Genomic DNA, 25,007 nt, shown 5'->3' with positions numbered 1-25,007 from the left:
ACGTGGCGCCGGCGCCGATGCCCGCGCCCGGGTCCACGCTGATCTGCGTGGACAAGCTGTCCGTCACCTTCGGCCATGGCGAGCATGCCACCCGCGCCGTGCGCGAAGTCAGCTTCGACCTGCGTGCCGGCGAGCGCTATGCGCTGGTGGGCGAGTCGGGCTCGGGCAAGACCGTGACGGCGCTGGCCATGCTGCGGCTGGTGGAAGACGCCTACTACGACGGCGCGATCCGCTTCGAGGGCAAGAACCTGCTGGAGGTATCCGACCGCGAGATGCGCGGCATCCGCGGCGCCGAGATTGCGATGATCTTCCAGGAGCCGATGACCGCGCTCAACCCGCTCTACACCATCGGCAACCAGATCGTCGAAACCCTGGCGCTGCACGAAGGCCTGGACCGGCGCGCCGCGCGCGAGCGGGCCATCGCGCTGCTTGAGCGCACCGGCATCAGCGATGCCGCGCACCGATTCGACAGCTTTCCACACCAGCTCTCGGGCGGCCAGCGCCAGCGCGCCATGATCGCCATGGCGCTGGCGTGCCGGCCCAAGCTGCTGCTGGCCGATGAACCGACCACGGCGCTGGACGTGACCATCCGCGCCCAGATCCTCGACTTGCTGCGCGACCTGCAGGCCGAGTTCGGCATGGCGGTGATGCTGATCACCCACGACCTCAACCTGGTGCGCGCGTTCGCGCAGCGCGTGGGCGTGATGGAGAAGGGCGTGCTGGTGGAGACCGGCGAGACCGCCAAGGTGTTCGCCGCGCCTCAGCATCCCTATACCCGCAAGCTGATCGACAGCCGCCCGCGGCGCGAGGTGCTGCCGCTGGTGCCGCTGGCGCCGGTGCTGCTGGAGGCGCGCAAGCTGGGCGTCAGCTATGCGCGCAAGCGCCGCGGCTTGGCGGGGTGGTTCGGCAAGGACCAGTTCGCGGCGGTCAAGGACGTTGACTTCCTGCTGCGCGAGGGCGAGACCCTGGGCATCGTGGGCGAGTCCGGCTCGGGCAAGACCACGCTGGCCCACACCGTGCTGGCGCTGCAGCGCAAGAGCGCGGGCACCATCCATTTCCTGGGCCGCAGCTTCGACACCGCCACGCGCGACGATCGCCGCCAGTTGCGCGCGCGCATGCAGGTGGTGTTCCAGGATCCGTTCGGATCGCTGGCGCCGCGCATGACCATCGAGCAGATCGTCGGCGAAGGCCTGGCGCTGCACCAGCCCGGACTGTCGCGCGAGGCGACGCGCCAGCGCGTGATCGAGGCGCTGCGCGAGGTCGGCCTGGACCGTACCGCGCTGGGCCGCTATCCGCATGAATTCTCGGGCGGGCAGCGCCAGCGCATTGCCATCGCCCGCGTGCTGATCCTCAAGCCGCAGATTCTGGTGCTGGACGAGCCCACCTCGGCGCTGGACGTGTCGATCCAGCAGCAGGTGCTGGCGCTGCTGTCCCAGTTGCAGCACAAGTACAACCTCAGCTACCTGTTTATCAGCCATGACCTCGCTGTGATCCGCGCCATGGCGCATCGGGTCATCGTGATGAAGGCGGGCGAGGTGGTCGAAGCCGGCGAAACTGAAATGGTGCTGGGCGCACCGCAACATCCCTACACCCGCAAGCTGATGGCGGCGGCGCAGGTCGGGGCAGCCTGATCGGGCGTGCTTTCCGTTGCATGCGTCGACGCTGCCGCGTCGGAGGGGGCTAGCATCGAACCATGGGATTGATCCAATAAAGAAGGTGCGAAAACCCGTCTATATCGTTGATTAGGAAGCCAAATCCGGCGAATTTGTAACGAACTTTGACATGTGAATGACAACCCTTTACCATCCCGCCAGAACTAGTTTTGGGGGTGGTCCGTCCGGCGCATCTGTGCTCTTCATGCACGTTCGCGGTGCGGCAGCGGATGCGCCTTGCTGGCGCGGAGCTTGCAAAGGGTTCGCCCCGTAGTTCACACGATGATCGTCCGACGTCACTGAGCACGTTCGCGCGACATCCACCCATACCCAGCCGCCCCGGACCTTGTGCCGGGGCTTGCTTTGGAAAGAACAACAGGAGAACCAATGCAGCGATCGGTGCTTCATTCCCTGGCGCACGCCGCCGTCGGATTTGCCATTGCCTGCGGTGCGACTGTGTCGAATGGAGTGCTGGCGGATACGGTATTCAAGGATGCCGACACCCGTATCGATGCCACGGCCCAGGCCGCGGACTCGCATCCGGAAGGCAAGCGCGGCTTGCTGTCGTCGATGGTGAATTCCACCAGCAACGTTGCCAGCAAGGCTGGCGACCTGGTCATGAATGCGCTGGGCCTGATCGGCGTGCGTTACCGCTTCGGCGGCAACACGCCCGAATCCGGCCTGGACTGCAGCGGCTTCGTTCGCTACGTGTTCCATGACACCTTCGGCTTCATGTTGCCGCGCCGCTCTGTCGAAATCAGCCGCGTCGGCACCACCGTGGCCACCAGCGACCTGCGTCCGGGCGACCTGGTGTTCTTCAACACCATGCGCCAGACCTTCTCGCATGTCGGCATCTATATCGGCGACAACAAGTTCGTGCATGCGCCGTCCACCGGCAGCAAGATTCGCGTCGACGACATGCGCGCGGCCTATTGGGTGACCCGCTACAACGGTGCGCGCCGCATCGATGACGGCAAGGAGCACAGCGCCGAGGGTCTTGGCGACATGGTCGAGACGCTCAAGCGCTACGACCCCAAGGCCGGCCGCGCGTCGATGTACGGCGGCTGAGGACTGGCGCCGCTGTAATCAAAAAAGGACTGCTGCGGCAGTCCTTTTTGTTTTGCCCAAGCAGCGTGGGCGCGGCTACTGCGCCGCGACCTTGCCCGCCGGCGCCAGCCGGGCCTGCTCCAGACGCTGCCGCAGCGTTGCCATGACTGCCGCGGTCGCCTGTTCGCCTGCCAGCACGGCGCGGTTGCGCGCGTTGAAATCGCTGCCACCCATGTCGGGCAGCTCGGGCCGGATCACCACGTCGGCGCGCGCCAGTGCCATCTTGTTGATGGACTGGCCCATGATTGCCGTGGTCTGCAGCAGCACGCCGCTTTGTCCAGCGTTCTTCTGCGCCGACGGGTCGGCCGAGATATTGACCGCGATGACAAAGTCCGCACCCATGCTGCGCGCCGAATCCACCGGCACCGGCTCGACCAGGCCCCCGTCGACATAGTCATGCCCCTGGATCGACACCGGCTGGAACACGCCCGGCACGCTGCTCGAGGCGCGCACGGCCTGTCCCGTGTTGCCGCGGCGGAACAGGATCTTTTCGCCGCTCTTGAGGTCGGTGGCGACGATGCCCAACGGCAGCTTCATGGCCTCGATGGTCCGGTTCTGCACCAGCCGGTTGATGTAGTTCTGCAGCGCCTCGCCCTTGAGCCAGCCGCCGAAGCGGGTGCCGAACGGCAGTGCCCAGTCGGCGATCGCGGCTTCGTCCATGGTCAGTGCCAGCTTGTTCAGCTGGAAGCCATCGAGGCCGCTGGCGTACAGCGCCGCCACGACAGCGCCGGCGCTGGTGCCGGTGACGAGGTCGGCGTGGATGCCCTGGGCCTCGAGCGCCTTGATCACGCCGATATGGGCAAAGCCGCGCGCCGCGCCGCCACCCAGGGCCAGGCCGATCTTGATGGGGCGCGGGACGGCCGGCGAGGGCGTGGCCGTGGCCGGCGGCGCGGGGCGCGGGCCAAAGGCGCAGCCCGCCAGCAGGGCGGCGGCGGGAATGCCGAGAAAATGACGTCGTTGCATGCAGCGGGAATCGGTAGCAAGGTGGGGCCGGCGGAGACGATGTGATGCGCACGCTTCTCTGTCAAGGTTCGCGTCGTCGGCCCGCGCGCCGGCCACACCTCAGACCGGCGCAAGCATAAATGATTCCGCGCGGAGCCGGTGCGCGCAGCGGGATAACGGGGCAGGGCGTTGCAATACGCGTTGGTATAATGCAAGGCCCGCACATACACCAGCCTGCGCGCCGCCGCGCGCGGGCTTTCTTGTTTTTCCCCAGACCATGACCCAACGCGTCCGCACCCGCTTTGCGCCGAGCCCAACCGGTTTTATCCATCTCGGCAACATCCGCTCCGCGCTCTATCCCTGGGCCTTTGCCCGCCGCATGCAGGGCGATTTCATCCTGCGCATCGAGGATACCGACGTCGAGCGCTCGTCGCAGGAAGCCGTCGACGTGATCCTCGAAAGCATGGCTTGGCTGGAACTGGATATCGACGAAGGGCCGTTCTACCAGATGCAGCGCATGGACCGCTATCGCGCGGTGGTGGCGCAGATGGTCGAGGCCGGACTGGCCTACCGTTGCTACATGAGCACGGCAGAGCTGGATGCGCTGCGCGAAGCCCAGCGCGAACGCGGCGAAAAGCCGCGCTACAACGGCTTCTGGCGACCGGAGCCGGGCAAGGTGCTGCCCGAACCGCCGGCCGGCGTGGATCCGGTGATCCGCTTCAAAAACCCCATCGGCGGCAGCGTGGTGTGGGACGACGCGGTCAAGGGCCGCATCGAGATTTCCAACGACGAGCTCGACGACCTCGTGATCGCGCGCCCCGACGGCACGCCCACCTACAACTTTTGCGTGGTGGTTGACGATCTCGACATGAAGATCACGCACGTGATCCGCGGCGACGACCACGTCAACAACACGCCGCGCCAGATCAATATCATCCGCGCGCTGGGCGGCACGCCGCCGGTCTATGCTCACCTGCCGACCGTGCTCAACGAGCAGGGCGAGAAGATGAGCAAGCGCCATGGCGCGATGAGCGTGACCGGCTATCGCGACGAGGGCTATCTGCCCGAGGCCGTGCTGAACTACCTCGCGCGCCTGGGCTGGGCCCACGGCGATGCCGAAATCTTCACGCGCGAGCAGTTTGTCGAATGGTTCGACCTGGAGCACCTGGGCAAGTCGCCCGCCCAGTACAACCCCGAAAAGCTGGCCTGGCTCAACAACCACTACATCAAGGTCGGTGACAACCAGCGCCTGGCGACGCTGACGCAGCCCTTTATCGAGGCCCTTGGTGGCAAGGTCGAAGGGGCAGACCTGGTCGGCGTGATTGCGCTGGTGAAGGATCGTGCCAACACGCTGAAGGAAGTTGCGCAGGCCGCGCTGCTGTTTTACCGCGGTGAGCCGCAGCCCGACGCTGCCCTCAAGGCGGAACACCTGACCCCGGAGATCCAGCCGGCGCTGGCGGCCCTGTCGGCACAGCTGGCCGCGCTGCCGGCGTGGACGCGCGAGGGCATCAGCGCCACCTTCAAGGCCGTGCTGGCCGAATTCGGGCTGAAGATGCCCAGGCTGGCCATGCCGGTGCGCCTGCTGGTGGCGGGCCAGCTGCAGACGCCGAGCATCGACGCGGTACTGGAGCTGTTCGGCCGCGACACAGTGCTGCGCCGCCTCGCCGCCGCTGCCTGAGAAGACGCAAAAAAATCGGCGCCGGGGCTTGCGCTTCGGCGCGGACTTGCGCATAATCTCTTTCTCCCTGCAGCGCGGTCAACGACCAAGCGGGCCGGCGGATCCGCAAGGATCCTCGTCTTCTCTGAGCGGATTATTAAAGCGCAGAGCCGGCGAAAAAAGCTGAAACGGGAACTTGCAAAGATTAATGATTGATATATAATCTTGGCTTCGCTTGAAACGGTAGTTAATTCAGGCGCTGCGGCAAGTGGCAGTAAATAGCAGTACCATGGGGCTATAGCTCAGCTGGGAGAGCGCTTGCATGGCATGCAAGAGGTCAGCGGTTCGATCCCGCTTAGCTCCACCAAGATTCAGGCGCCGGCCACGCAATATCGGTTGGTGCCAGACCGAAACGTGTTGAAAGACAAGTTTCTGTCCCCTTCGTCTAGAGGCCTAGGACATCACCCTTTCACGGTGAGTACAGGGGTTCGAATCCCCTAGGGGACGCCATAACAGCAGGGCGTAATCAGACGTCCAGCATGTCGACTCAGGCATCAGCCGGAGTTGGCAGCCGACTAAGGAGTGGTAGTTCAGTCGGTTAGAATACCGGCCTGTCACGCCGGGGGTCGCGGGTTCGAGTCCCGTCCACTCCGCCAAAACTAAACCCGCATGGTGTATCCACCATGCGGGTTTTTCTTTTGGGTGAGGGATTATGTTTCGAATCGCAGTAAATGCAATAAAATGTGTTGCATTCGTTGTGAATATCGCTATATAATCCTGTCTTCGCTGCAAACGCTGCGCAAGTGGCGGCAGTCGAATGATTCAGCAGTAACCGTCCGGAGTATCGGATACGGGGCTATAGCTCAGCTGGGAGAGCGCTTGCATGGCATGCAAGAGGTCAGCGGTTCGATCCCGCTTAGCTCCACCAGGAATTTTGGGCAGCATCTGAAAAGAAGCTTCCCAAGCGCGAAAAAGACTGCTATGATGGCGGACTTTCCAGCGCAAGACAGCAAACGCGTTGAACAACAAGTTTCTGTCCCCTTCGTCTAGAGGCCTAGGACATCACCCTTTCACGGTGAGTACAGGGGTTCGAATCCCCTAGGGGACGCCATAACAGCAGGGCGTAATCAGACGTCCAGCATGTCGACTCAGGCATCAGCCGGGGTTGGCAGCCGACTAAGGAGTGGTAGTTCAGTCGGTTAGAATACCGGCCTGTCACGCCGGGGGTCGCGGGTTCGAGTCCCGTCCACTCCGCCAATTCAAAAGCCCGCGCAAGCGGGCTTTTTTCTTTCAGTGGTCGAATCGGGCCTGCCATGGTGGTCGGCCCATCGGATCAATTCGCCTGTCCCTTGCTGACCCGGCTGAAATACCGCACCAGCAGCAGCCCAGCAATGGCCAGGCTGATGCTGTTGGCCAGCCAGAAGCCGCTCGCGCCATGCGTGAAGGCCGGCATGCCGTCGATCAATCCAAATCCCAGCACGTACCCTCCGCCCAGGCCGATGCCCCAGAGCGAGCCCGCGTAAATCACCGTCGGGACCAGCGCGATCTTGTATGCGCGCAGGATAAAGGCCGTCATGACCTGCACCGCGTCGAAGGCCTGGTAGAACGCCACGAACAGCACCAGCGGCAGCGCGGCGGCTACCACCGCGGGGTCGCTGGCATAGGCGTCCAGCACCGGCTTGCGCAGCAGCCACAGCAGGGCGCCGGTCAGTACGGCGAGCACCACCGCCATGCGGATGCCGCGCCAGGCGAGGCGGCTGGCGCCCGCCCGGTCGCGCGCGCCGAGATGCTGTGCCACCAGCGTCGAGGTGGCAATCCCAAGCGACAGCGGCAGCATGTAGGCCACCGCCCCGAGGTTGGCGATGATCTGGTGCCCGGCGAGCGTCACCGTGCCCAGGCGCGTGATGAAGATCGACATCAGCGTGAACGAGGTGATCTCGATCAGGTAGGTCAGTCCCATCGGCACGCCCAGGCGCAACAGCGCGCGCAGCGGCGCGGCGGCGGGCCAGCTCCAGGTGTCGAAAATGCGCAGCGCATGATAGGCGCTGCCATGGCGCAGGATCAGCACCGCGGCGATGCACCAGGTCCAGCTGATCAGCGTCGAGGCCAGGCCGCAGCCGGGACCGCCCATCGCCGGCACGCCCAGGCCGCCGTGGATAAACCAGGCATTGAGCGGTACCTTGAGCGCCAGGCCGCCTACCTGCAGCACCGTCACCATGATCGGCCGGGACAGCGCATTGTTCAGCGCCGAATAGATGCGGAAGGCCAGTGCCGCCGGCAAGCCGAAGGCGCCGAAATGCAGGTAGGCGGTGGCCTTCTCGACCAGTTCCGGCGGGGCTTTGGCGAAGCCCAGCAGCGGGCCGGGGAACGCCAGCAGCAGCACGCCCGGCAGCGCCAGCGCGGCGCCCAGCCATGCGGCCTGCCGGACTTCCGCACCGATGGCCTCGAGGCGGCCGGCGCCATAGAGCTGGCCGGCGATGGGCGACAGCGCCTGCAGCACGCCCATCAGGCTGATATAGACAGTCACGTAGATCGATCCGCCCAGCCCGACGGCGGCGAGGTCGGTGGCGGACGCGCGCCCGGCCATCACGGTATCGATCACGCCGAAGGCGATCACGGCGAGTTGCCCGGCCAGCACGGGGGCGGCCAGGCTGGCAATGCGGCGAAGGTCTTGGAACAGTGTCATTCAGGGCTCTGCAGGGGGCGGGCTGGAAGTCCAGCCCGCAGCCGCCTGCGGCCGGAATGGTTCGTGGGCGCGTCAGGCGCTGCGGTGTATCGGGGTGCTATCGGTGGACAGGGCTGGATCAGGGCTGGCGCGGCAGTCGGCGTCGCGGCAGGTCGGGGTGCGGGTGGACCGCGCGTGCGGTATCGACCAGGCGATACATGCGGAAGCGCTCGTCGCGGTCGGCCGGGCGCCGGCCTTCCCAGATCAGCCGCCACTCGAAGTGCGAGATATTGCCCGGCTCGCCGTAGTCCACCGCATCGTGGCGCAGCAGCACGTCGCAGCCGTCGTTGGGTCCGCCAAAGCGAATATGGCCGAAGTAGGCGAACGATGCCAGCTGCGCATCGCCCATTCGGATCGGCTGCACGCACTGGTAAGCCGGCGGCAGCGCCATCGATGCCGCCTGCGCCACGTCGCGATAGGTCTTGCCGTAATTGATCGAGGGCAGCCACAGCGTCATCGCCATGACCCACATCAGGGTAGTGCCGGCCGCGGAGATCACCACCGGGCGCCAGATCTGCTTGGGCGCGCGCGACAGCCGCCAGCGCACGATCAATACCCACGCCACCGTCGCCGCCAGCGCAAACACCACCGCGGCGATGGTGAACTCATGCTGGTAGCCCGGCAGCTGGCGGAACACGTTGCGCGCGATGCGCGGTGGCCAGCCGGTGGTCTTGGCGATCCACATGAACCAGACCGTGCCGCCGAAGATGGTGAAGAACAGCAGCGCGAACCAGTCGATGGCATTGATCACGCCGCGCGCCAGCGTCGGCAAGGCAAACGCCGCCAGCGCCGCCATCGGCGGCAGCAGCAGGATGAACTGCACGTCGCCGGCACTGCGTTGCAGGAACAGCAGGACCAGCACCGGCAGCAGCAACGCCAGCGGAGCGGCCACGTGGGGCGCGCGGCGCATGCCGGTCCAGGCGATCCAGGCCCAGCCCGCGATCGGCCACACCGGCCACGTGTACAGGAACAGGTTGCGCATGTTGAAGCCGAAGGTCGCCATATTCGGCGAGCCATAGCTGCGGCGGTCATAGCGCGACCATTCGCGGATAAATGCCACGGCCTCGTCGCGGTCGGCTGCGCCGAAGTAGGCAGCCGCCAGCCATGCCGACACGATCAGCAGCGCCAGCGGGATGCCGATTGCGGCCAGGCGCCGCCACGGCAGCGGCTTGCACACCAGCGCGCAGGTCGCCGTGCCCAGCGCCAGCGCCAACGCCAGCAGCGGCCCGCTGGCCAGCGAGAGGCCGCCCAGCGCGGCGCCATAGATCAGGCTGCCCTGGGTGGGCTTGTCGAGGCTGCGCACCATGCCGTACAGCGCCAAAGCGATGAACGCCACCTGGCCGACCTGCGGCGTGGTCTCGTGCCCGCGCATGGCCAGGCCCACGCAGGCGAGGAAGATCAGCAGCGCGCCGTCGGCCAGCGTGCGGCCGTAATCGCGCGCATTGGGCTGGCCGCCGAAGGCATAGGCAAAGGGCTGGACTTCATCGCGCCGGCCCAGCAGGTAGGTGGTGTACCAGATGCAGGCGCAGGTCGAGAAAAAGAACAGCGCCGTTGCCAGCCGCGCCGCGTCAGTCGCGCCCAGCCAGCCGCCGAAACCGCGAATCATCATCGCGCCGACCCAGAACACCAGCGGGCCGTCCTCGCTGTAGGGGCGGCCGACGATGTTCGGCATCAGCCAGTCGTGCATGCTGCCGGTGGCGAGCTGCCACATGACACCGAAGCCCGCGGCGTCCTCGTTCTTCCACGGGTCGCGCCCGAACAGGCCGACCAGGCCGTAGATGATGCAGATGGCTAGCAGCAGCGCGCGCGGCAGGGCGCCGGTGGCGGCCGCGGTCAACTGGACGGGTGAGGTGTTGGCTTGACGCATCGATGCTCAGGTCGGGCCGTGGCGCCATGGCGCGAAGGCCACAGTATCGCGCATGCGGCGGCCGCATGGCCGCGGCATGGCGTGGAAGCCCCACGGAACGTGGGGGTAAGTCCAAATGACAAGCAGTGCCGGCCGATAGCGCCGGCACAAAAGCAAAGAGGCAGCCGATGCTGCCTCTTTACTGGTTCGCGCGCTCCCGGAACTGGTCCGCGGGATGCGCGCAGCGGGGTCGCTGAACGCGATTACTTCGCAGCCTTGCCCAGCTTGTTGCCGAACTTCTGGCGGAACTTTTCCACGCGGCCGGCGGTGTCCATGATCTTTTGGGTGCCGGTGTAGAACGGGTGCGATTCCGACGAGACTTCGATCTTGGCCAGCGGATATTCCTTGCCGTCCTTCACGATCTTGTCCTTGGTCTGGATGGTCGAGCGGGTGATGAAGCTGAAGTCGCTGGACATGTCCTGGAACACGACTTCGCGGTAATTCGGGTGAATGCCTTCTTTCATGATGAGTCCTTTCTGGTTAGGTAGCCAGTCCGTTGCAATCCGCAGTTCTCCGCCAGTGGGAGAAGGCATGGCGCGGCGACGAACGAACCACTTGCCGATACGGGCAAACCGGGATTATGGCAGAAAAACAAATACTTGGGGAAGGGTGCGAGCGCACCGGCCCAACAAAGTGTTGTGCCTCGAAGAGACGCTTTTTTCACATCGCGGCCGGATCCTGCCGATAGAACGCCGCCAGCGACTGATATACCACGGGCCAATGCCGCGCCAGTCCGCCTGGCTCGACAAAAAATGCCTCTGAAGTCACGGCAAAGAATTCGCTCGGCGCCTCGCTGCCGTAGGGGTCGATGATGCGCAGGGCCGCGGGCAGGCGCTCCGGATGCTCCCAGTCGGCCTCGTCCCGCGCGTCCCAGGCTTCGGCGAAGCGATCGTACTCACTCAGGAAAGTCTCGGCCCACGCTTCGGCGTCGACATCCGGATGCAGCACGCGCGAGAACGCCGGCACGCCGTCGGGCTCGCCGTCGAGCATGTCGAGCTTGTGGGCGAATTCGTGGATGACCACGTTGTAGGTGTCCGCCGGCAGGTCATGGTCGCTGTCGATGCCAGCGCCAGGGCTGTGCACGTCGGGCCAGGACAAGATCACCGGCCCGTGTTCCCAGGCTTCGCCGCTGGCTTCCTCGACCACGCCATGGACCAGGCCGATCTCGTCCTGCACGGTTCGCCGGATGATGAACTCGCCCGGGTACAGCACGATGCCATGCCAGCCGCGGTACCACGGCAGTCCCAGTTTCAGGATCGGCACGCAGGCCTGCACCGCGACGCTGACCACCATGTCGTCGGCCAGCGGCAGGTCATGCGCGGTGGAGTATTCCTTCTCGGCGATGAACAGCGTGGCCAGCTCGCGCAGCGCCGCCAGGTCAGTGCTGCCGTAGCGCTGCACGAACGGCAGCGCGGCCACGGTGCGCGACCATAGCGCGTCGGGGATGGCGTAGTGCTCGAGCTTGCGGGCGCGAGAGCGCGAACGCAGGAAGGTGGTCAGTTTGCCAAGCATGGAATGGTCGAACAACAAAAAAGGCGTGCCGCGGCACGCCTTCCTGTCTGCGTTGCGGCACGGCCGCAGCGAGGCTTAGCCGCCTCGGCGCATCATATCGAAAAACTCGGCGTTGTTCTTGGTGGCCTTCATCTTGTCCATGATGAATTCCATCGCCTGCACTTCATCCATGTCGGAGATGAACTTGCGCAGCACCCAGATCTTTTGCAGGATGTCCGGCTTGATCAGCAGTTCTTCGCGGCGCGTGCCCGACTTGTTCAGGTTGATCGACGGATAGACGCGCTTTTCGGCGAGGCGGCGTTCCAGGTGCACTTCCATGTTGCCGGTGCCCTTGAACTCTTCGTAGATCACGTCGTCCATGCGGCTGCCGGTTTCGATCAGCGCGGTGGCGATGATGGTCAGCGAGCCGCCTTCCTCCAGGTTGCGCGCGGCGCCGAAGAAGCGCTTCGGGCGCTGCAGCGCGTTGGCGTCGACGCCGCCGGTCAGCACCTTGCCCGAGGCCGGCACCACGGTGTTGTAGGCGCGCGCGAGGCGGGTGATGGAGTCCAGCAGGATCACCACGTCGCGCTTCAGCTCGACCAGGCGCTTGGCTTTCTCGATCACCATTTCGGCAACCTGCACGTGGCGGATGGCCGGTTCGTCGAAGGTGGAGGCGACCACTTCGCCGCGCACCGAGCGCTGCATCTCGGTCACTTCTTCCGGGCGTTCGTCGATCAGCAGCACGAACAGGTCGGCTTCCGGATGATTGTTGGCGATCGCGTGTGCAATGTGTTGCAGCATCACGGTCTTGCCCGACTTGGGCGACGCCACCAGCAGCGCGCGCTGGCCGCGGCCGATCGGGGCGATCATGTCGATGATGCGGCCGGTGATGTTTTCCTCGGCCTTGATGTCGCGTTCGAGCGTGAGCGGCCGGTTCGGATGCAGCGGCGTCAGGTTTTCGAACATGATGCGGTTCTTGACCGCTTCAGGGGCCTGGCCGTTGACCTTGTCTACCTTGACCAGCGCGAAATAGCGCTCGCCGTCCTTGGGCGTGCGCACCTCGCCTTCGATCGAATCGCCGGTGTGCAGGTTGAAGCGACGGATCTGCGACGGGCTGATGTAGATGTCGTCGGTGCTGGCCAGGTAGGAGGTCTCGGGCGAGCGCAGGAAACCGAAGCCGTCAGGCAGAACTTCCAGCGTGCCGTCTCCGTAGATGGTTTCGCCCATCTTGGCGCGCTTCTTCAGGATCGCAAACATCAGTTCCTGTTTGCGCATCCGTTGTGCGTTGTCGATCTCGAGCGTAGCCGCCATTTCGAGAAGCGCAGACACGTGAAGCGATTTGAGTTCTGTCAGGTGCATAGACGAGGGGTACAGATGGGCCCGGACGGGCGAGACCTAAAGGAAGGGGGAGAAAATGAGCGAACGCTCGGGGAGTTGTTGGTGGCATCTTAGCACAATCCGACCGGCGCGCCAGGGTGTGGCGCACGCACGTCGGATCGTGACGAAACCGGGACCGTGGTTCGGGTCCCGGCGCGCAGCTTACAGGTTGCCGTCGAGGAAGGCGGTCAGTTGCGACTTGGACAACGCGCCGACCTTCTGGGCCGCGACCGCGCCGTTCTTGAACAGGATCAGCGTGGGGATGCCGCGGATGCCGAACTTGGCCGGCACCTGCTGGTTTTCATCGACATTGATCTTGGCGATCTGCAGCTTGTCACCGTAGTCCTTGGCGACTTCATCCAGGATCGGCGCGATCATCTTGCAGGGGCCGCACCATTCCGCCCAGAAATCGAGCAGGACGGGCTTGTCGGACTGGAGGACGTCAGCGTCGAACGAGGCGTCGCTCACATACTTGATTTGTTCGCTCATGGCGGAAAACCTCTGGTTTCGCTCTGTTTATGTTGAAGGCTGGACGGCCGAGCCGTTACCTTACACGAGATTGCGCGGACCCGTCGGGCCACCCCTTCAGCCTGAAGCAGGCGGTAGAGGCCGCTACCGCGCCCGGTGCTGTCGATATGTTACCAGTTTGCCGATTTTCAAGACCGGCGCCGGCACCCGCGCCAGCAGGGCTCGCAAGCAATGCCGTTATTCTGGTGCAAAGGTTTAATTCATTGAAATGCTTATTTTCAATGGCGGCGAGAGATTTACCCAATCGCGGCGGCGGTTGGAGCGGGTGTCATAGAATGCACTTGTGCGCGCCGCCGTGCCAGATGCGTACAGCGCGCGCGTAGAATAGAAGCGGTTCGCACGGCGCCCGGTGGGCGTCTCGCGGCGCACCATTCCCATGCACCCTGCGCCCCTGACTAGGTCATCGACATGAACACCGATCCCCACAAGCCTTCGCAGCCCGAGCCCGGCCAGGCGCCGGACGTCGACCACCTGAGCGATGCGCTGGACCACATCAGCAGCGCCGTCGAGACCAACAGCATCGCCAGCGGTGCCGCCCGCGGGCTGGTCTACAGCATTATTGAAACGCTTGGCACCCTGGTTGGCGACCCGGACTTGCCCGAGCATGCGCGCTCGGGTTACGAGGGCCTGCTCGAAACCGCGCGCGAGATCCGCGCCCGCCTGGAAGGCGGATCTGACTGAAGCGGCGCAGTCTGTCCCCGTACCGCGATGTCCCGCTGGCGGCCATGCCGGCTGGTGGGGCTCTGCCTTTGTTGCCTTCCGTTGTTACCTGATACAGCGGCCCACGTGCCCCGATGACGGCCCATGACGTCGCTAAGTTTTCGCCCAGGCCCCGACTTTCTTGAACAGGCGGCCACCGCTGCCTGGTATTTCCTTGACCGCTGCGGCGCGCCCGAGGCGGCTGCGCACGTGGTGGTGCCGACCGCCGCGCAGATTCCGGGCGTGCGCGAGGCGCTCGACGCCGCGGCGCGTGCCTCCGGGCGGCCGCGGCTGCTGCCGCGCGTGCTGACGCTGGGCCACTGGCTGCTCGACCTGCCGCCGGACGGCGCCCCGGTGCGCAGCCCGGCCGCGCGCCTGCTTGCGGTGCAGCAGGCGATGCGCGGGCAAGACTGGCTGCGCCGTGCCTTCGGCGCCCAGAACGAAACCGCGGCATGGGGGCTGTCGCAGACGCTGCTGACGATCTGCGACGAGCTCAGCGCGCGCTGGCTCGAAGACGCCGCCATCCGCGACGACGACGAGATCGACGGCGACGATCGCGCCGGCCTGCTGCAGGGCGCGCTGGCGCGGACCTATTCGCATCTGTCAGAGCGCTTCCTGGGCGAGGAAGCCCGCATCGTGCTGGCGTTCTGGCAAGCGCTGTCCGGGCCCGACGATCCGCTGCCGGCGAAGCGCCGCGCGTTGCGCGAACTGTCCCAGCACTTGCGCGGCCCGGTGGTCTGGATTGCGCCGACGCCGCCGACGCCGCTCGAAGCGGCGTTCCTGCGCGATGCCGCCGAGCTGGTGCCGGTGCTTCAGGTTGGCTATGACTGGAGCGGCGAGGGCGAGGGCGAGGGCGAGGGCGGCTGGTACCAGGCGCTGCTGACGCTGTGGCCGGAAGCCAGGATCGCCGAAGATACCGAGGCTGCGCCGGCAATGCCGGCACTGCCCCCGCAGCGCCCGTCGGTGCGCGTGGTTGGCTGCGCGCGCTTCGAGGACGAGGCCGCTGCCGCCGCCGCGCAGCTGGTGCAGTGGCTCAACCAGGGCCGTCGCCAGGTGGCGCTGGTCGCGCACGACCGCGTGGTGGCACGCCGCGCGCGCGCGCTGCTGGCGCGCGCCGGCGCGCCGGTGCGCGACGAGACCGGCTGGAAGCTCTCCACCACGCGCGCCGCCGCCGCGCTGATGCGCTGGTTCGACCTGCTGGTGCGCGATGGCGATACCGCCGCGCTGCTGGACCTGCTCAAGAGCCCGTTCTGCCTGCCCGACGTCGCCGCGCGCGGCGCGGCCATCGCGCTGCTCGAACGCCAGGTGCGGCGCGAAGGCATTACCGGCGGCTGGGCGCGGCTGCGCCAGTTGTTCGCACACACGCCGGCAAGCGCGCAGCAGGCCGCGGCCGACGATGAGGAGGCCGACCAGGTGCCGCGCCGCGCGGCCCATGGCCTGATTGGCTTGCTGGCCGACGAGGCCGAACGCTGGCCGCGCGGCCTCGCGCAGCATCCGCTGGCGACGTGGCTGGAGCGGCTCGACGGTATGCTCGACCGCCTCGGCATGCGCGCCGCGCTGGCCGCTGACGATGCCGGCGGCCAGCTGCTCGATGCACTGGCGCGGCTGCAGGACCTGCCGCGCGACGAGACCGGCGGCCACGCCACGCTGTCGCAGGGCGAGTTCCGCGCGATGCTGTCGGCGCTGCTGGAATCGGTCGCCTACAAGGAACCGTCGGCCGGCGGGCCCGCGCGCATCACCATCCTGCCCCTGAACGGCGCGCGCATGCGGCGCTTCGAGGGCGTGGTGATCGTTGGCTGCGATGACGCGCAGTTGCCGTCCAGCGCCGCCGAGCTGATGTTTTTTTCCAACCAGATGCGGCGCGAACTGGATCTCGAAGACCGCGAGGCGCGCTTCGCGCAACAGGCGCGCGACCTTGCCGAGGTGCTGCTGAACAACGACGACGTGGTGCTGACCTGGCAGCGCTACGGCAGCCGTGGCGAGCCGCACCACGTGTCAGGCTGGATCGAGCGGCTGGCGGCATGCTGCGCGCGCGCCGGGGTCAGCATCGAAGCCGCCGTTGCACCGCTGGCGCACGAGACCTTCGCCGAGGTGCGCGGCATGCCGGCCCCGGCGGCCGAGCCCGCGCTGGTGCCGGTGCGCTGGAGCGCGCAGGCATACAACATGCTGCGCCGCTGCCCCTACCAGTTCTTTGCCGGCCGCATGCTGGGCCTGGCCGGGCTGGAGACGGTCAGCGACGAGCTGGAGAAGCGCGAAATCGGCGAGACCCTGCACCGCGTGCTGCTGAGCTACCACAAGGAGCTGCAGGCGCGGCGCGAGCGCGGCGAAACCATGTCCGACGAGGCGCGCCTGGCACGCCTTGCCGAGATATCGGAAGAAGTGTTCGGGGCGCTGATGGCCGAGGACGGCAACGCCATTGCCTACTACCGGCGCTGGCGCGAGGTGTTGCCGTCGTATGTCGCTTGGCAGTCCGCGCGCGAGGCCGAGGGCTGGTTCTGGCGCGGCGGCGAGCTCGATGCCGGCATCGACCTGCCGATGCCGGACGGCCAGCCGCTGCGCCTGACCGGCCGCATCGACCGGCTTGACCAGGGACCGGGCGGCGCGCATGCCGTGCTCGACTACAAGACCCAGAGCGCCACCCGGCTCAAGCGCAAGCTGGCCGAGGTCGGGGAAGACTGCCAGTTGCCGTTCTACGGCCTGCTGCGCGCCGATGCCGCGGCGGGCAGCTGGGTCTCGCTCGAAGGCGCGCGCGAGGGCGCGTCGGCGGCGCAGCGCGAGGTCGGCCTGCCGGATTTCGAGGCCGCCGTCACCTGGCTCGAACGCCAGATGCGCGACGACGTGATGCGCCTGCGCCAGGGCGCGAAGCTGCCGGCCTTCGGCGATGCCGCGGCCTGCGTGTATTGCACTGCCCGCGGCCTGTGCCGCAAGGGCTTCTGGGACTCCACCGCCGTGCCGGCGCTGACATCATGACGCCTCACGATCTGCACGAGATCCAACCTTACCAGCGCGACGGCGCACCGGTGTCCGAGGCCGAGTTCACGCGCGCGGCCTGCGATCCGGCGCGGTCGGTGGTGGTGGAAGCCTGCGCCGGCAGCGGCAAGACCTGGTTGCTGGTGGCGCGGCTGGTGCGCCTGCTGCTGGCCGGCGCGGCGCCGCACGAGATCCTGGCGATCACCTTCACGCGCAAGGCCGCCGAAGAAATGCGCGACCGCCTGCTCGAGGTGCTGGCGCAACTGTCGCGCGACAGCGACGACGACGTGATCGCCGCGCTGGTGCAGCGTGGCCTTGCCCCCGACGCCGCACGCGAGGCGCTGCCGCGCGCGCGCGGGCTGCATGCGCAGGTGCTGGCCGCACCGGGGCGCATGGCCATCGACACCTTCCACGGCTGGTTTGGCACGCTGCTGCGCGGCGCGCCGCTGGCGTCGGGCATCGTCCCGGGCGCGGCGCTGCGCGAAGATGCGCTGCGCATGAAGCGCGAGGCCTGGGCACCGGTGTGGCGCGCGCTGGCCACGCCGGTATACGCCGAGCTGCGCGCCGCCTGGGAAACGCTGGTCGATACCGTCGGCGATTTCCAGGGGCGCGCGCTGCTTGACGCGATGTTCCACGCCCGCAGCGAATGGTGGGCAATGCAGGAGGGTGGTGACCCGCAGCAGGCATTGTCCGACTGCCTGGGCGAGGACGCGCAGGGCGACGTGCTGCTGCAGGCGCTGGCCGACGAAGGCTGGCGCGATGCCTGCGAAGCGCTGGCGGCGCGGCTGGGCGCGGCGGGCAAGAGCGAGCAGACCCACGCCGGCCGCATCACCGAGGCGCTGATGGCGATCACGGCGTGGCGCGAAGCCGGCGCCATGCCCGGCAAGCCTGCCGAACGGGTGTTCGCGCAGTTGCGCGCCGCCTTCTTCACCACCACGGGCGGGCCGCGCTCGCTGCGGCGCACCGCGGCGCTGGTCAAGGCCGCCGGCGGCGAGGGCATGGTCGATGCGCTGCTGGACGAGCATGCCACGATCTGCGCGATGCTCGACGATATCAGCGCGCGCTGCTGCGAAGCTGCCGTGCTGGCGATCAACCGGGCCCTGTTCTGCATCGGCGACGCGCTGCTGACGCGCTACCAGCGGTACAAGGACGAACAGCGCGCGATGGACTTCGCCGACCTCGAATGGCAGGCTGCGCGGCTGATGTCGGACGAAGAGACCGCCACCTACCTGCAGGTGCGGCTCGATGCGCGCTACCGCCACTTGCTGCTCGATGAGTTCCAGGACACCAACCCGCTGCAATGGCGCATCCTGCAGGGCTGGCTGGCCGGCTACGCGGGGCTGGGCGAGCGGCCGACGGTGTTCCTGGTGGGCGACCCCAAGCAATCGATCTACCGTTTCCGCCGTGCCGATGCCCGGCTCTTCGGCGCCGCCGGCGAGATGCTGCGCGATGCGTTCGGCGCCACTGTGTTGCGCACCAACCGCACCCGGCGCAATCGCGCCGAAGTGCTCGACTGGGTCAACGCCGTGTTCGACAGCGCGCGCGCCGAGGGCCGCTATCCGCTGTACTCGACCCAGACCACGGCGCTGGGCGGCTGCGGCGGGCCGGTCTGGCTGTTGCCGCTGGTGGAGCCCGACGAGGCCGATGACAGCGCGGCCGAGACGGCCGACGAAGAACCGGCCGCAGCCGCCGGCGCGCATCGCGATACGCTGCTGCAGCCGCGCCGGCAGGCCGGCGATTCGCTGCGGCTGGAGGAAGGGCGGCGCGTGGCCGCGTGGCTGCGGCTGGTGCGCGATACCGTGCCGGTGCATGAAGGCAATACGCAGCGGCCCGCGCGCTGGAGCGACATGCACCTGCTGGTGCGCCGCAAGACCCATCTGGCCGACTACGAGCGCGCCTTGCGCGAGGCCGGCATCCCGTGCCTGAGCCCGCGCCGCGGCGGCCTGCTGGCCACGCTCGAGGCGCTGGACCTGTCGGCGCTGCTGGCGTTCCTGATGACGCCGGAGTCGGACCTCGATTTCGCGCACGTACTGAAGAGCCCGCTGGTGGGCGCGACCGACGATGACCTGCTGGCCCTCGCGCAGATGGAGGGCGAGGGCGGCTGGTGGGCGCGCCTGGAGGCCAACGGTTTGCCCGCGCAGGTATCGGACGCGCTGCGCGAAGGCGTGCCGCGGCTGCGCCAGTGGCTGCGCGTCGCGCCGCACCAGCCGGTGCATGACCTGATCGACCAGATCTTCCATGGCGGCGAGGTGCGGCGCCGCTACGCCGAAGCCGCGCCGCCGGATATCCGCGAACAGGTGCTGGCCAACCTCGACGCCTTCCTGAAACTGTCGCTGGACCTCGACGGCGGGCGCTATCCGAGCCTGCCGAAGTTTATCGACGAACTGCAGGAAATCCGCCGCGGCGACGAAGGCGAAAGCCCCGACGAAGGCGGCATGGGCGAGCTTGCCGAGGAGGCGGAGCCGGGCGGGGAGGATCCAGCCTACGCCGGCCTCGACGCGGTCCACATCTTGACCGTGCATGCCGCCAAGGGGCTCGAAGCACCGTTCGTGGTGCTGCTCGACGCCAACCACAGCGAGCCCGCCGCGGACCGCGGCGGCATCCTGGTCGACTGGCCGCCGTCGTCGCCGGTGCCACGGCATTTCTCCGCGTACGGCAAGCGCAGCGAGCGCGGGCTGGCGCGGGCGCCGCTGTTCGACGCCGAGGCGGCGCTAGGCGAGCGCGAGAACTGGAACCTGCTGTACGTGGCCATGACGCGCGCGCAACAGGGCCTGCTGGTCAGCGGCGTCAAGGGCCGCGCCAGCCGCAGTGGCGCGGGCGAAGGCAATGCCGAGATCGCCGGCAGCTGGTATGTGCGGCTGCAGGCCGCGGGTGTCGGCGAGATGGTGCCGGCCTATCCGGGAGCACTGGCCGACGCGGCAGCGGCGCAGGACCAGCCGTCAACGCTCGCACGCCTGAGCGAGCCGGTGCGCTTTACCGACTTCCGGCTGCGCTACCGCGACGCCGCCGATGACCGCCGGGAGATCGCCTTTGCAGAGGCCGATGCGGAGGCCGCTGCGGAGGCCGGAGATGAGTCCGAAGGCATCGTCTTCAACGCCGCCGCGGCCCGCCATGGCGAACTGGTGCATGCGCTGCTGGAACGGCTGACGCGCTATCCCGACGCCTTTGCCGGCGTGCCCGCGATCGACACTGTGTTGCGCTGGTTCCCTCTGACCGGCGCGCACACCGAGGCGGCACGGCAGGCGTGGCGGCAGCAGGTGGAAGAAGCGCTGGAGGCGGTGGCGGCAATGCTGCGCGCGCCCGCGCTGGCGCCCTTGCTCGGGGCAGGTGATGCGTGCAGCGCGCGCAACGAAGTCGAACTCTATGACGCACGTGGCCGCCTGCTGCGTATTGACCGGCTGGTGGAATTCGACGAACGCGTCGTCATCGTCGACTACAAGCTGCGGCTGCTGCCACAGGAGCACGCCGCCTATCGCGCGCAGCTGGGCCGCTACGCCGCGGCAATCGCGCCGATGTTTCCCGGCAAGCGCATCGAGGCGGGCGTGGCCACCGCCGAGGGCGAATGGATTCCCGCCGAGCGCCTGGCGCCGCCGGTGCCGCAGCAGGGTTCGCTGTTCTGATAGTTGAATGGTGCCCCGGACAGGGTGCCAGAATCGGCGCAAAATGGGACGCATGGCGCGCGCGATGGCGGCAGCTCTGTACTAAAGTGACAGGGACTGCGCTGCAAGCGGCTCGGGGATTGAAGCAGGGGTACGGCGGAAGGGAGGTGTGAGGTGGACGAGCCTGACCCTCGGCACTGGCGGAAAACGGCTGTGGCTGCTTCGTTCCCGACCTGACCAGGTTGACCGCGCCACCATGCGAGGAGGCCCGTCCGAGGCGCATTGTACCCCAGAGCGCGGGCGCGCGCAGGATTTGCATCGAATGCCCTTGGCAGGCGCGGGTCATTGTCCGCGCCATGGCGCCGGGTTGATCTGGCGCAGGCAATGCGGCCCGCGCTGGCCCGACCATTCACCGACCCGCAAACGTGGTGAGCCAATACATGAACGCAAACGACCAGATCATTCGCGGCGCGCTGGCGCCGCAGGAAATCTCCACCGAAGTCCTGATCGAAAAATACGCCAAGGGCGAAGAACGCAGCATCGCTGACGTCAGGCAGCGCGTGGCGCGCGCGCTGGCCCAGGCCGAGCCCGAGGACCAGCGCGAAGCCTGGAGCGCGCGCTTCCTGTGGGCGCAGGAAAACGGCTTCGTGCCGGCCGGGCGCATCAATTCGGCGGCCGGCACCGGCATCCAGGCGACGCTGATCAACTGCTTCGTGCAGCCGGTGGGCGATTCGGTGTCGGAGCCGCGCGACGGCCGCCCCAGCATCTACGCGGCGGTGGCGCAGGCCGCCGAAACCATGCGCCGCGGCGGCGGCGTGGGCTATGACTTCTCCGCGATCCGCCCGGCGGGGGCGCTGGTGCGGGCCACGCATTCGCGCGCCTCGGGGCCGGTATCGTTCATGAAGGTGTTCGACGCCTCGTGCGCCACGGTGGAATCGGCCGGCGCGCGCCGCGGCGCGCAGATGGGCGTGCTGCGCTGCGACCATCCGGATATCGAGAGCTTTATCCACGCCAAGGACAAGGGCGAACTCAGCAACTTCAATATCTCCATCGGCGTCACGGACGAATTCATGCAGGCGGTGCAGGCCGACGCCGAAGTCGAACTGGTGCACGAGGCCGAGCCCGGCGCTGACATGATCGCCGCCGGCGCATACCGCCGCGACGATGGCCAGTGGGTGTACCGGCGCGTGCCGGCGCGCAACCTGTGGGACCAGGTCATGCAGGCCACCTACGACCATGCCGAGCCGGGCATCCTGTTCCTGTCGCAGATCAACGCCGACAACAACCTCTATTACTGCGAGCGCATCGAGGCCACCAACCCCTGCGCCGAGCAACCGCTGCCGCCCTATGGCTGCTGCTGCCTGGGCTCGGTCAACCTGACCCGCTTCGTGCGCCAGCCGTTCTCGCCGCAGGCCGCGTTCGATTTCGAAGCCTTTGCCGAGGTGGTGCGCGTTGCGGTGCGCATGCTCGACAACGTGCTCGACGTGACCTTCTGGCCGTTGCCCGAACAGCAGGCCGAGGCTCACGCCAAGCGCCGCGTCGGGCTGGGCTTCCTCGGGCTGGGCAGCGCGCTGGTGATGCTGTGCCTGCGCTACGACACCGAGCCGGCGCGGCAGCTGGCGGCGCGGATCTCGGAGCGCATGCGCGACGACGCCTACCTGGCGTCGACGGAGCTGGCGGCGCAAAAGGGCGCCTTCCCCTTGTTCGATGCCGGCGCCTACCTGCAGAGCGGCTTCGCCAGCCGGCTGCCGGAGCCGGTGCGCGACGCCATTGGCCGCCATGGGCTGCGCAACTCGCACCTGCTGTCGATCGCGCCCACCGGCACCATCACGCTGGCCTTTGCCGACAATGCGTCCAATGGCATCGAGCCCGCCTTCTCGTGGACCTACAACCGCAAGAAGCGCATGCCGGACAACAGCTATCGCAGCTTCGAGGTGGCGGACCATGCCTGGCGGCTTTACCGTCACATGGGAGCCGACATGGCGCAGTTGCCGGATGCGTTCGTCACCGCGCTGCAGATGTCGGCGCTGGACCATATGCGGATGCTGGAAGCGGTGCAGCCGTATATCGACACCAGCATCAGCAAGACCGTCAATGTGCCGGAGGACTATCCCTACGAAGCCTTCCGCAACCTGTACTTCGAGGCCTGGAAGGCCGGCCTGAAAGGGCTGGCCACCTACCGGCCGAATCCGGTGCTGGGCGCGGTGCTGTCCGTCGCGGCGCCCGCCGCGGCACCCGCGCCCGCGGCCGACGACAATCCGCTGGTGCGCCCGTTCGGCAGCCGGCCGGTGGGCGACCTGGAGGGCGTGACCTCCAAGGTCGAATACCTGACCTACGAGGGCCACAAGACCGTCTACCTGACCGTCAACTTCATGCGCGTTGCCGGCGTGGCCGACGGCAAGCCGGTGGAGATCGAGCGCCCGGTGGAGTTCTTCATGCCGGCGGGCCAGCGCAGCGAGGGCCAGCAATGGATCACCTCCACCATGCGGCTGCTGTCGATGGTGGCGCGCTCGGGCGGCTCGGTGGCCAAGGCGCTGGCCGACATGCGCAACGTGGTGTGGGACAAGGGCACGGTGCGCTACGGCACCCTGGTGCGGCAGGACGGCACCGAGGTGCCGCGCTTCCATGATTCCGAGGTGGCGGCGCTGAGCTATGCTCTGCAGCGCATCCTGATCAAGCGCGGCTTCCTGGACGCCGACGGCGGCCAGGTGCCGGTGGCGGCGCTGGCCGCGCGGCTGGCGCAGCGCGACGGCGGTGGCCAGGGGCTGGCGGCTGGGGCTGACCTTGCCGGCCCGGCCAGCGCGGCGCCGGGCACGCCCGGGGTGGGCACCGGCAAGCCTTGCCCGGAGTGTGGCGCCCACGCCTTGCACAAGGTCGATGGCTGTGCCAAATGCGCCAATTGCGGCTACGTCGGCGAGTGCGGCTGAGCCCGCTCGCGGGCGGCTTGCGGCCCCCGGCGAGGGCTGCTGGCGGCGGGGCCGGATAAAGACCGCGGGGCAGGTGCCGCGGCGGCCGGAGGGGGGCCGCCTTTTGCTACAATCGCCGCCATGAGTTATCAAGTTCTAGCGCGCAAATGGCGCCCCAGGGATTTCACCACGCTGGTCGGCCAGGAGCACGTGGTCCGCGCGCTCACGCACGCGCTGGAACAACAGCGGCTGCACCATGCCTACCTGTTCACCGGCACGCGCGGAGTCGGCAAGACTACGCTGTCGCGGATCCTGGCCAAGGCCCTGAACTGCACCGGCCCTGACGGCAGCGGCGGCATCACCGCCCAGCCGTGCGGGCAGTGCAAGGCCTGCCAGGAAATCGACAGCGGTCGCTTTGTCGACTACATCGAGATGGATGCCGCGTCCAACCGCGGCGTCGACGAGATGGCGCAGCTGCTGGACAAGGCCGTCTACGCTCCCACCGCCGGGCGCTTCAAGGTCTACATGATCGACGAAGTGCACATGCTGACCAACCACGCCTTCAACGCCATGCTGAAGACGCTGGAAGAGCCGCCCGGTCACGTCAAGTTCATCCTGGCCACCACCGACCCGCAGAAGATCCCGGTCACGGTGCTGTCGCGCTGCCTGCAGTTCAACCTGAAACAGATGCCGCCGGGACATATCGTCTCGCACCTGGACCATATCCTGGCCCAGGAAGGCATTGCCCACGACGGCAACGCGCTGCGGCTGCTGGCGCAGGCCGCGCATGGTTCGATGCGCGATGCGCTGTCGCTGACCGACCAGGCCATCGCCTACAGCGCGGGGCAGGTGTCCGAGGACGCTGTGCGTGGCATGCTGGGCGCGATCGACCAGGGCTACCTGGTGCAGCTGCTCGATGCACTGGCCGCCGAAGATGGCGCCGCCATGCTGGCGATCGCCGATGCCATGGCCGACCGCAGCCTGTCGTTCGCCGGCGCGCTGCAGGATCTCGGTTCGCTGCTGCACAAGGTGGCGCTGGCGCAGGCCGTGCCGGCCTCGGTGCAGGACGAATGGCCCGAGGCTGACGAGGTGCGGCGCCTGGCCGGCGTGTTCGACGCGCAGGAAGTCCAGCTGTTCTACCAGATCGCCAACCTGGGCCGCAGCGAGCTGGCGCTGGCGCCGGACGAGTACGCCGGCTTCACCATGACGCTGCTGCGCATGCTGGCGTTCCGGCCGTCGTCGGAACCGGACGCCGCGCCGGGGCAGGGCGGCGGCGCCGCGCCCGCGCGCCAGCGCAGTGCCGGCACGCCAGCCGTGGCGCGTCCGGCCGAGGCACGCCAGGCAGCGACGGCAGCGGCTGCCGCCGCCCCCGCCCCCGCAATGATGACCGATGCCGTGCCGGTGCCCGCGGCGGTGCCGGCGGCGGCCACGGCCGAGCCCGCCGCTGC

General features: G+C 67.6%; 15 protein-coding genes, 6 tRNA genes and 1 other RNA gene. 14 read left to right on the top strand and 8 right to left on the bottom strand.

Translation table 11 applies throughout. The features are described 5' to 3' along the window. The first annotated feature begins 17 nt into the window (after positions 1-17). Both E5S69_RS28835 and E5S69_RS28830 read left to right on the top strand, forming a co-directional pair. Complete coding sequence (locus tag E5S69_RS28835; protein ID WP_171517914.1) at positions 18-1,631, top strand: ABC transporter ATP-binding protein; 1,614 nt, start codon at positions 18-20, stop codon at positions 1,629-1,631. A 408-nt stretch (positions 1,632-2,039) separates the two neighbouring features. Next, positions 2,040-2,720 (top strand): C40 family peptidase, encoded by a 681-nt coding sequence (locus E5S69_RS28830; RefSeq protein WP_171517850.1) that lies wholly within the window; start codon positions 2,040-2,042, stop codon positions 2,718-2,720. A gap of 75 nt (positions 2,721-2,795) precedes the next feature. Here E5S69_RS28830 and E5S69_RS28825 read toward each other — a convergent pair whose 3' ends face one another. Then, a complete protein-coding gene (locus tag E5S69_RS28825; protein ID WP_171517849.1) occupies positions 2,796-3,722 on the bottom strand; it encodes a patatin-like phospholipase family protein in 927 nt (308 codons plus the stop codon). A gap of 256 nt (positions 3,723-3,978) precedes the next feature. On the opposite strand from E5S69_RS28825, the gene gltX reads away from it, so the two are divergent. From gltX to E5S69_RS28790, 7 genes are all read left to right on the top strand, one after another. Continuing rightward, positions 3,979-5,379, top strand: coding sequence for a glutamate--tRNA ligase (gene gltX, locus E5S69_RS28820; protein WP_171517848.1), 1,401 nt, complete (start codon positions 3,979-3,981; stop codon positions 5,377-5,379). Positions 5,380-5,649: 270 nt separating this feature from the next. Then, a tRNA-Ala gene (locus E5S69_RS28815) sits at positions 5,650-5,725 on the top strand. 67 nt (positions 5,726-5,792) lie between these two features. Then, positions 5,793-5,868, top strand: a tRNA-Glu gene (locus tag E5S69_RS28810). A 69-nt stretch (positions 5,869-5,937) separates the two neighbouring features. Further along, positions 5,938-6,014: transfer RNA gene (locus E5S69_RS28805), tRNA-Asp, on the top strand. 196 nt (positions 6,015-6,210) lie between these two features. Continuing rightward, positions 6,211-6,286: transfer RNA gene (locus tag E5S69_RS28800), tRNA-Ala, on the top strand. A gap of 107 nt (positions 6,287-6,393) precedes the next feature. After that, a tRNA-Glu gene (locus tag E5S69_RS28795) sits at positions 6,394-6,469 on the top strand. Positions 6,470-6,538: 69 nt separating this feature from the next. Further along, positions 6,539-6,615: transfer RNA gene (locus E5S69_RS28790), tRNA-Asp, on the top strand. A gap of 76 nt (positions 6,616-6,691) precedes the next feature. Here E5S69_RS28790 and E5S69_RS28785 read toward each other — a convergent pair. The 6 genes from E5S69_RS28785 to trxA all read right to left on the bottom strand — a co-directional run bounded on the left by E5S69_RS28785 (position 6,692) and on the right by trxA (position 13,346). Continuing rightward, positions 6,692-8,044 (bottom strand): MATE family efflux transporter, encoded by a 1,353-nt coding sequence (locus tag E5S69_RS28785; RefSeq protein WP_171517847.1) that lies wholly within the window; start codon positions 8,042-8,044, stop codon positions 6,692-6,694. Positions 8,045-8,162: 118 nt separating this feature from the next. Next, positions 8,163-9,950: an ArnT family glycosyltransferase gene (locus E5S69_RS28780; protein ID WP_171517846.1), complete on the bottom strand. Its 1,788-nt coding sequence runs from the start codon at positions 9,948-9,950 to the stop codon at positions 8,163-8,165. A gap of 242 nt (positions 9,951-10,192) precedes the next feature. After that, complete coding sequence (locus E5S69_RS28775; protein ID WP_010814268.1) at positions 10,193-10,453, bottom strand: type B 50S ribosomal protein L31; 261 nt, start codon at positions 10,451-10,453, stop codon at positions 10,193-10,195. A gap of 196 nt (positions 10,454-10,649) precedes the next feature. After that, complete coding sequence (locus tag E5S69_RS28770) at positions 10,650-11,501, bottom strand: M90 family metallopeptidase (protein WP_171517845.1); 852 nt, start codon at positions 11,499-11,501, stop codon at positions 10,650-10,652. Positions 11,502-11,576: 75 nt separating this feature from the next. Further along, positions 11,577-12,839 (bottom strand): transcription termination factor Rho, encoded by a 1,263-nt coding sequence (gene rho / locus E5S69_RS28765; RefSeq protein WP_012353193.1) that lies wholly within the window; start codon positions 12,837-12,839, stop codon positions 11,577-11,579. 180 nt (positions 12,840-13,019) lie between these two features. After that, positions 13,020-13,346: a thioredoxin TrxA gene (gene trxA / locus E5S69_RS28760; RefSeq protein ID WP_010814265.1), complete on the bottom strand. Its 327-nt coding sequence runs from the start codon at positions 13,344-13,346 to the stop codon at positions 13,020-13,022. A 447-nt stretch (positions 13,347-13,793) separates the two neighbouring features. Between trxA and E5S69_RS28755 the strand changes: the two genes are divergently transcribed. The 3 genes from E5S69_RS28755 to E5S69_RS28745 all read left to right on the top strand — a co-directional run bounded on the left by E5S69_RS28755 (position 13,794) and on the right by E5S69_RS28745 (position 20,674). Then, complete coding sequence (locus E5S69_RS28755; protein ID WP_171517844.1) at positions 13,794-14,066, top strand: hypothetical protein; 273 nt, start codon at positions 13,794-13,796, stop codon at positions 14,064-14,066. A 123-nt stretch (positions 14,067-14,189) separates the two neighbouring features. Beyond that, the gene (locus E5S69_RS28750) at positions 14,190-17,054 is read left to right on the top strand and encodes a PD-(D/E)XK nuclease family protein (RefSeq protein WP_171517843.1); all 2,865 of its coding nucleotides are present in this window, start codon (positions 14,190-14,192) and stop codon (positions 17,052-17,054) included. Next, positions 17,051-20,674 (top strand): UvrD-helicase domain-containing protein, encoded by a 3,624-nt coding sequence (locus E5S69_RS28745; protein ID WP_171517842.1) that lies wholly within the window; start codon positions 17,051-17,053, stop codon positions 20,672-20,674. The genes E5S69_RS28750 and E5S69_RS28745 overlap by 4 nt, the downstream gene beginning before the upstream one ends. Positions 20,675-20,827: 153 nt before the next feature. Here E5S69_RS28745 and ffs read toward each other — a convergent pair. Then, positions 20,828-20,926: signal recognition particle sRNA small type (gene ffs, locus E5S69_RS28740), an RNA gene on the bottom strand. 167 nt (positions 20,927-21,093) lie between these two features. On the opposite strand from ffs, the gene E5S69_RS28735 reads away from it, so the two are divergent. Together E5S69_RS28735 and E5S69_RS28730 are read left to right on the top strand one after the other, a co-directional pair. After that, positions 21,094-23,580, top strand: coding sequence for an adenosylcobalamin-dependent ribonucleoside-diphosphate reductase (locus E5S69_RS28735; protein ID WP_171517841.1), 2,487 nt, complete (start codon positions 21,094-21,096; stop codon positions 23,578-23,580). Positions 23,581-23,700: 120 nt separating this feature from the next. Beyond that, positions 23,701-25,007, top strand: a 1,307-nt coding sequence (locus E5S69_RS28730; protein WP_171517840.1) for a DNA polymerase III subunit gamma/tau, incomplete at its 3' end; no start/stop codon positions are given.

This window comes from Cupriavidus necator (assembly GCF_013141915.1).
GTDB classification, from domain to species: domain Bacteria; phylum Pseudomonadota; class Gammaproteobacteria; order Burkholderiales; family Burkholderiaceae; genus Cupriavidus; species Cupriavidus necator_B.
Note: the sequence above shows the minus strand (reverse complement) of the source record. Positions and strands in the feature narration are given on the sequence as shown.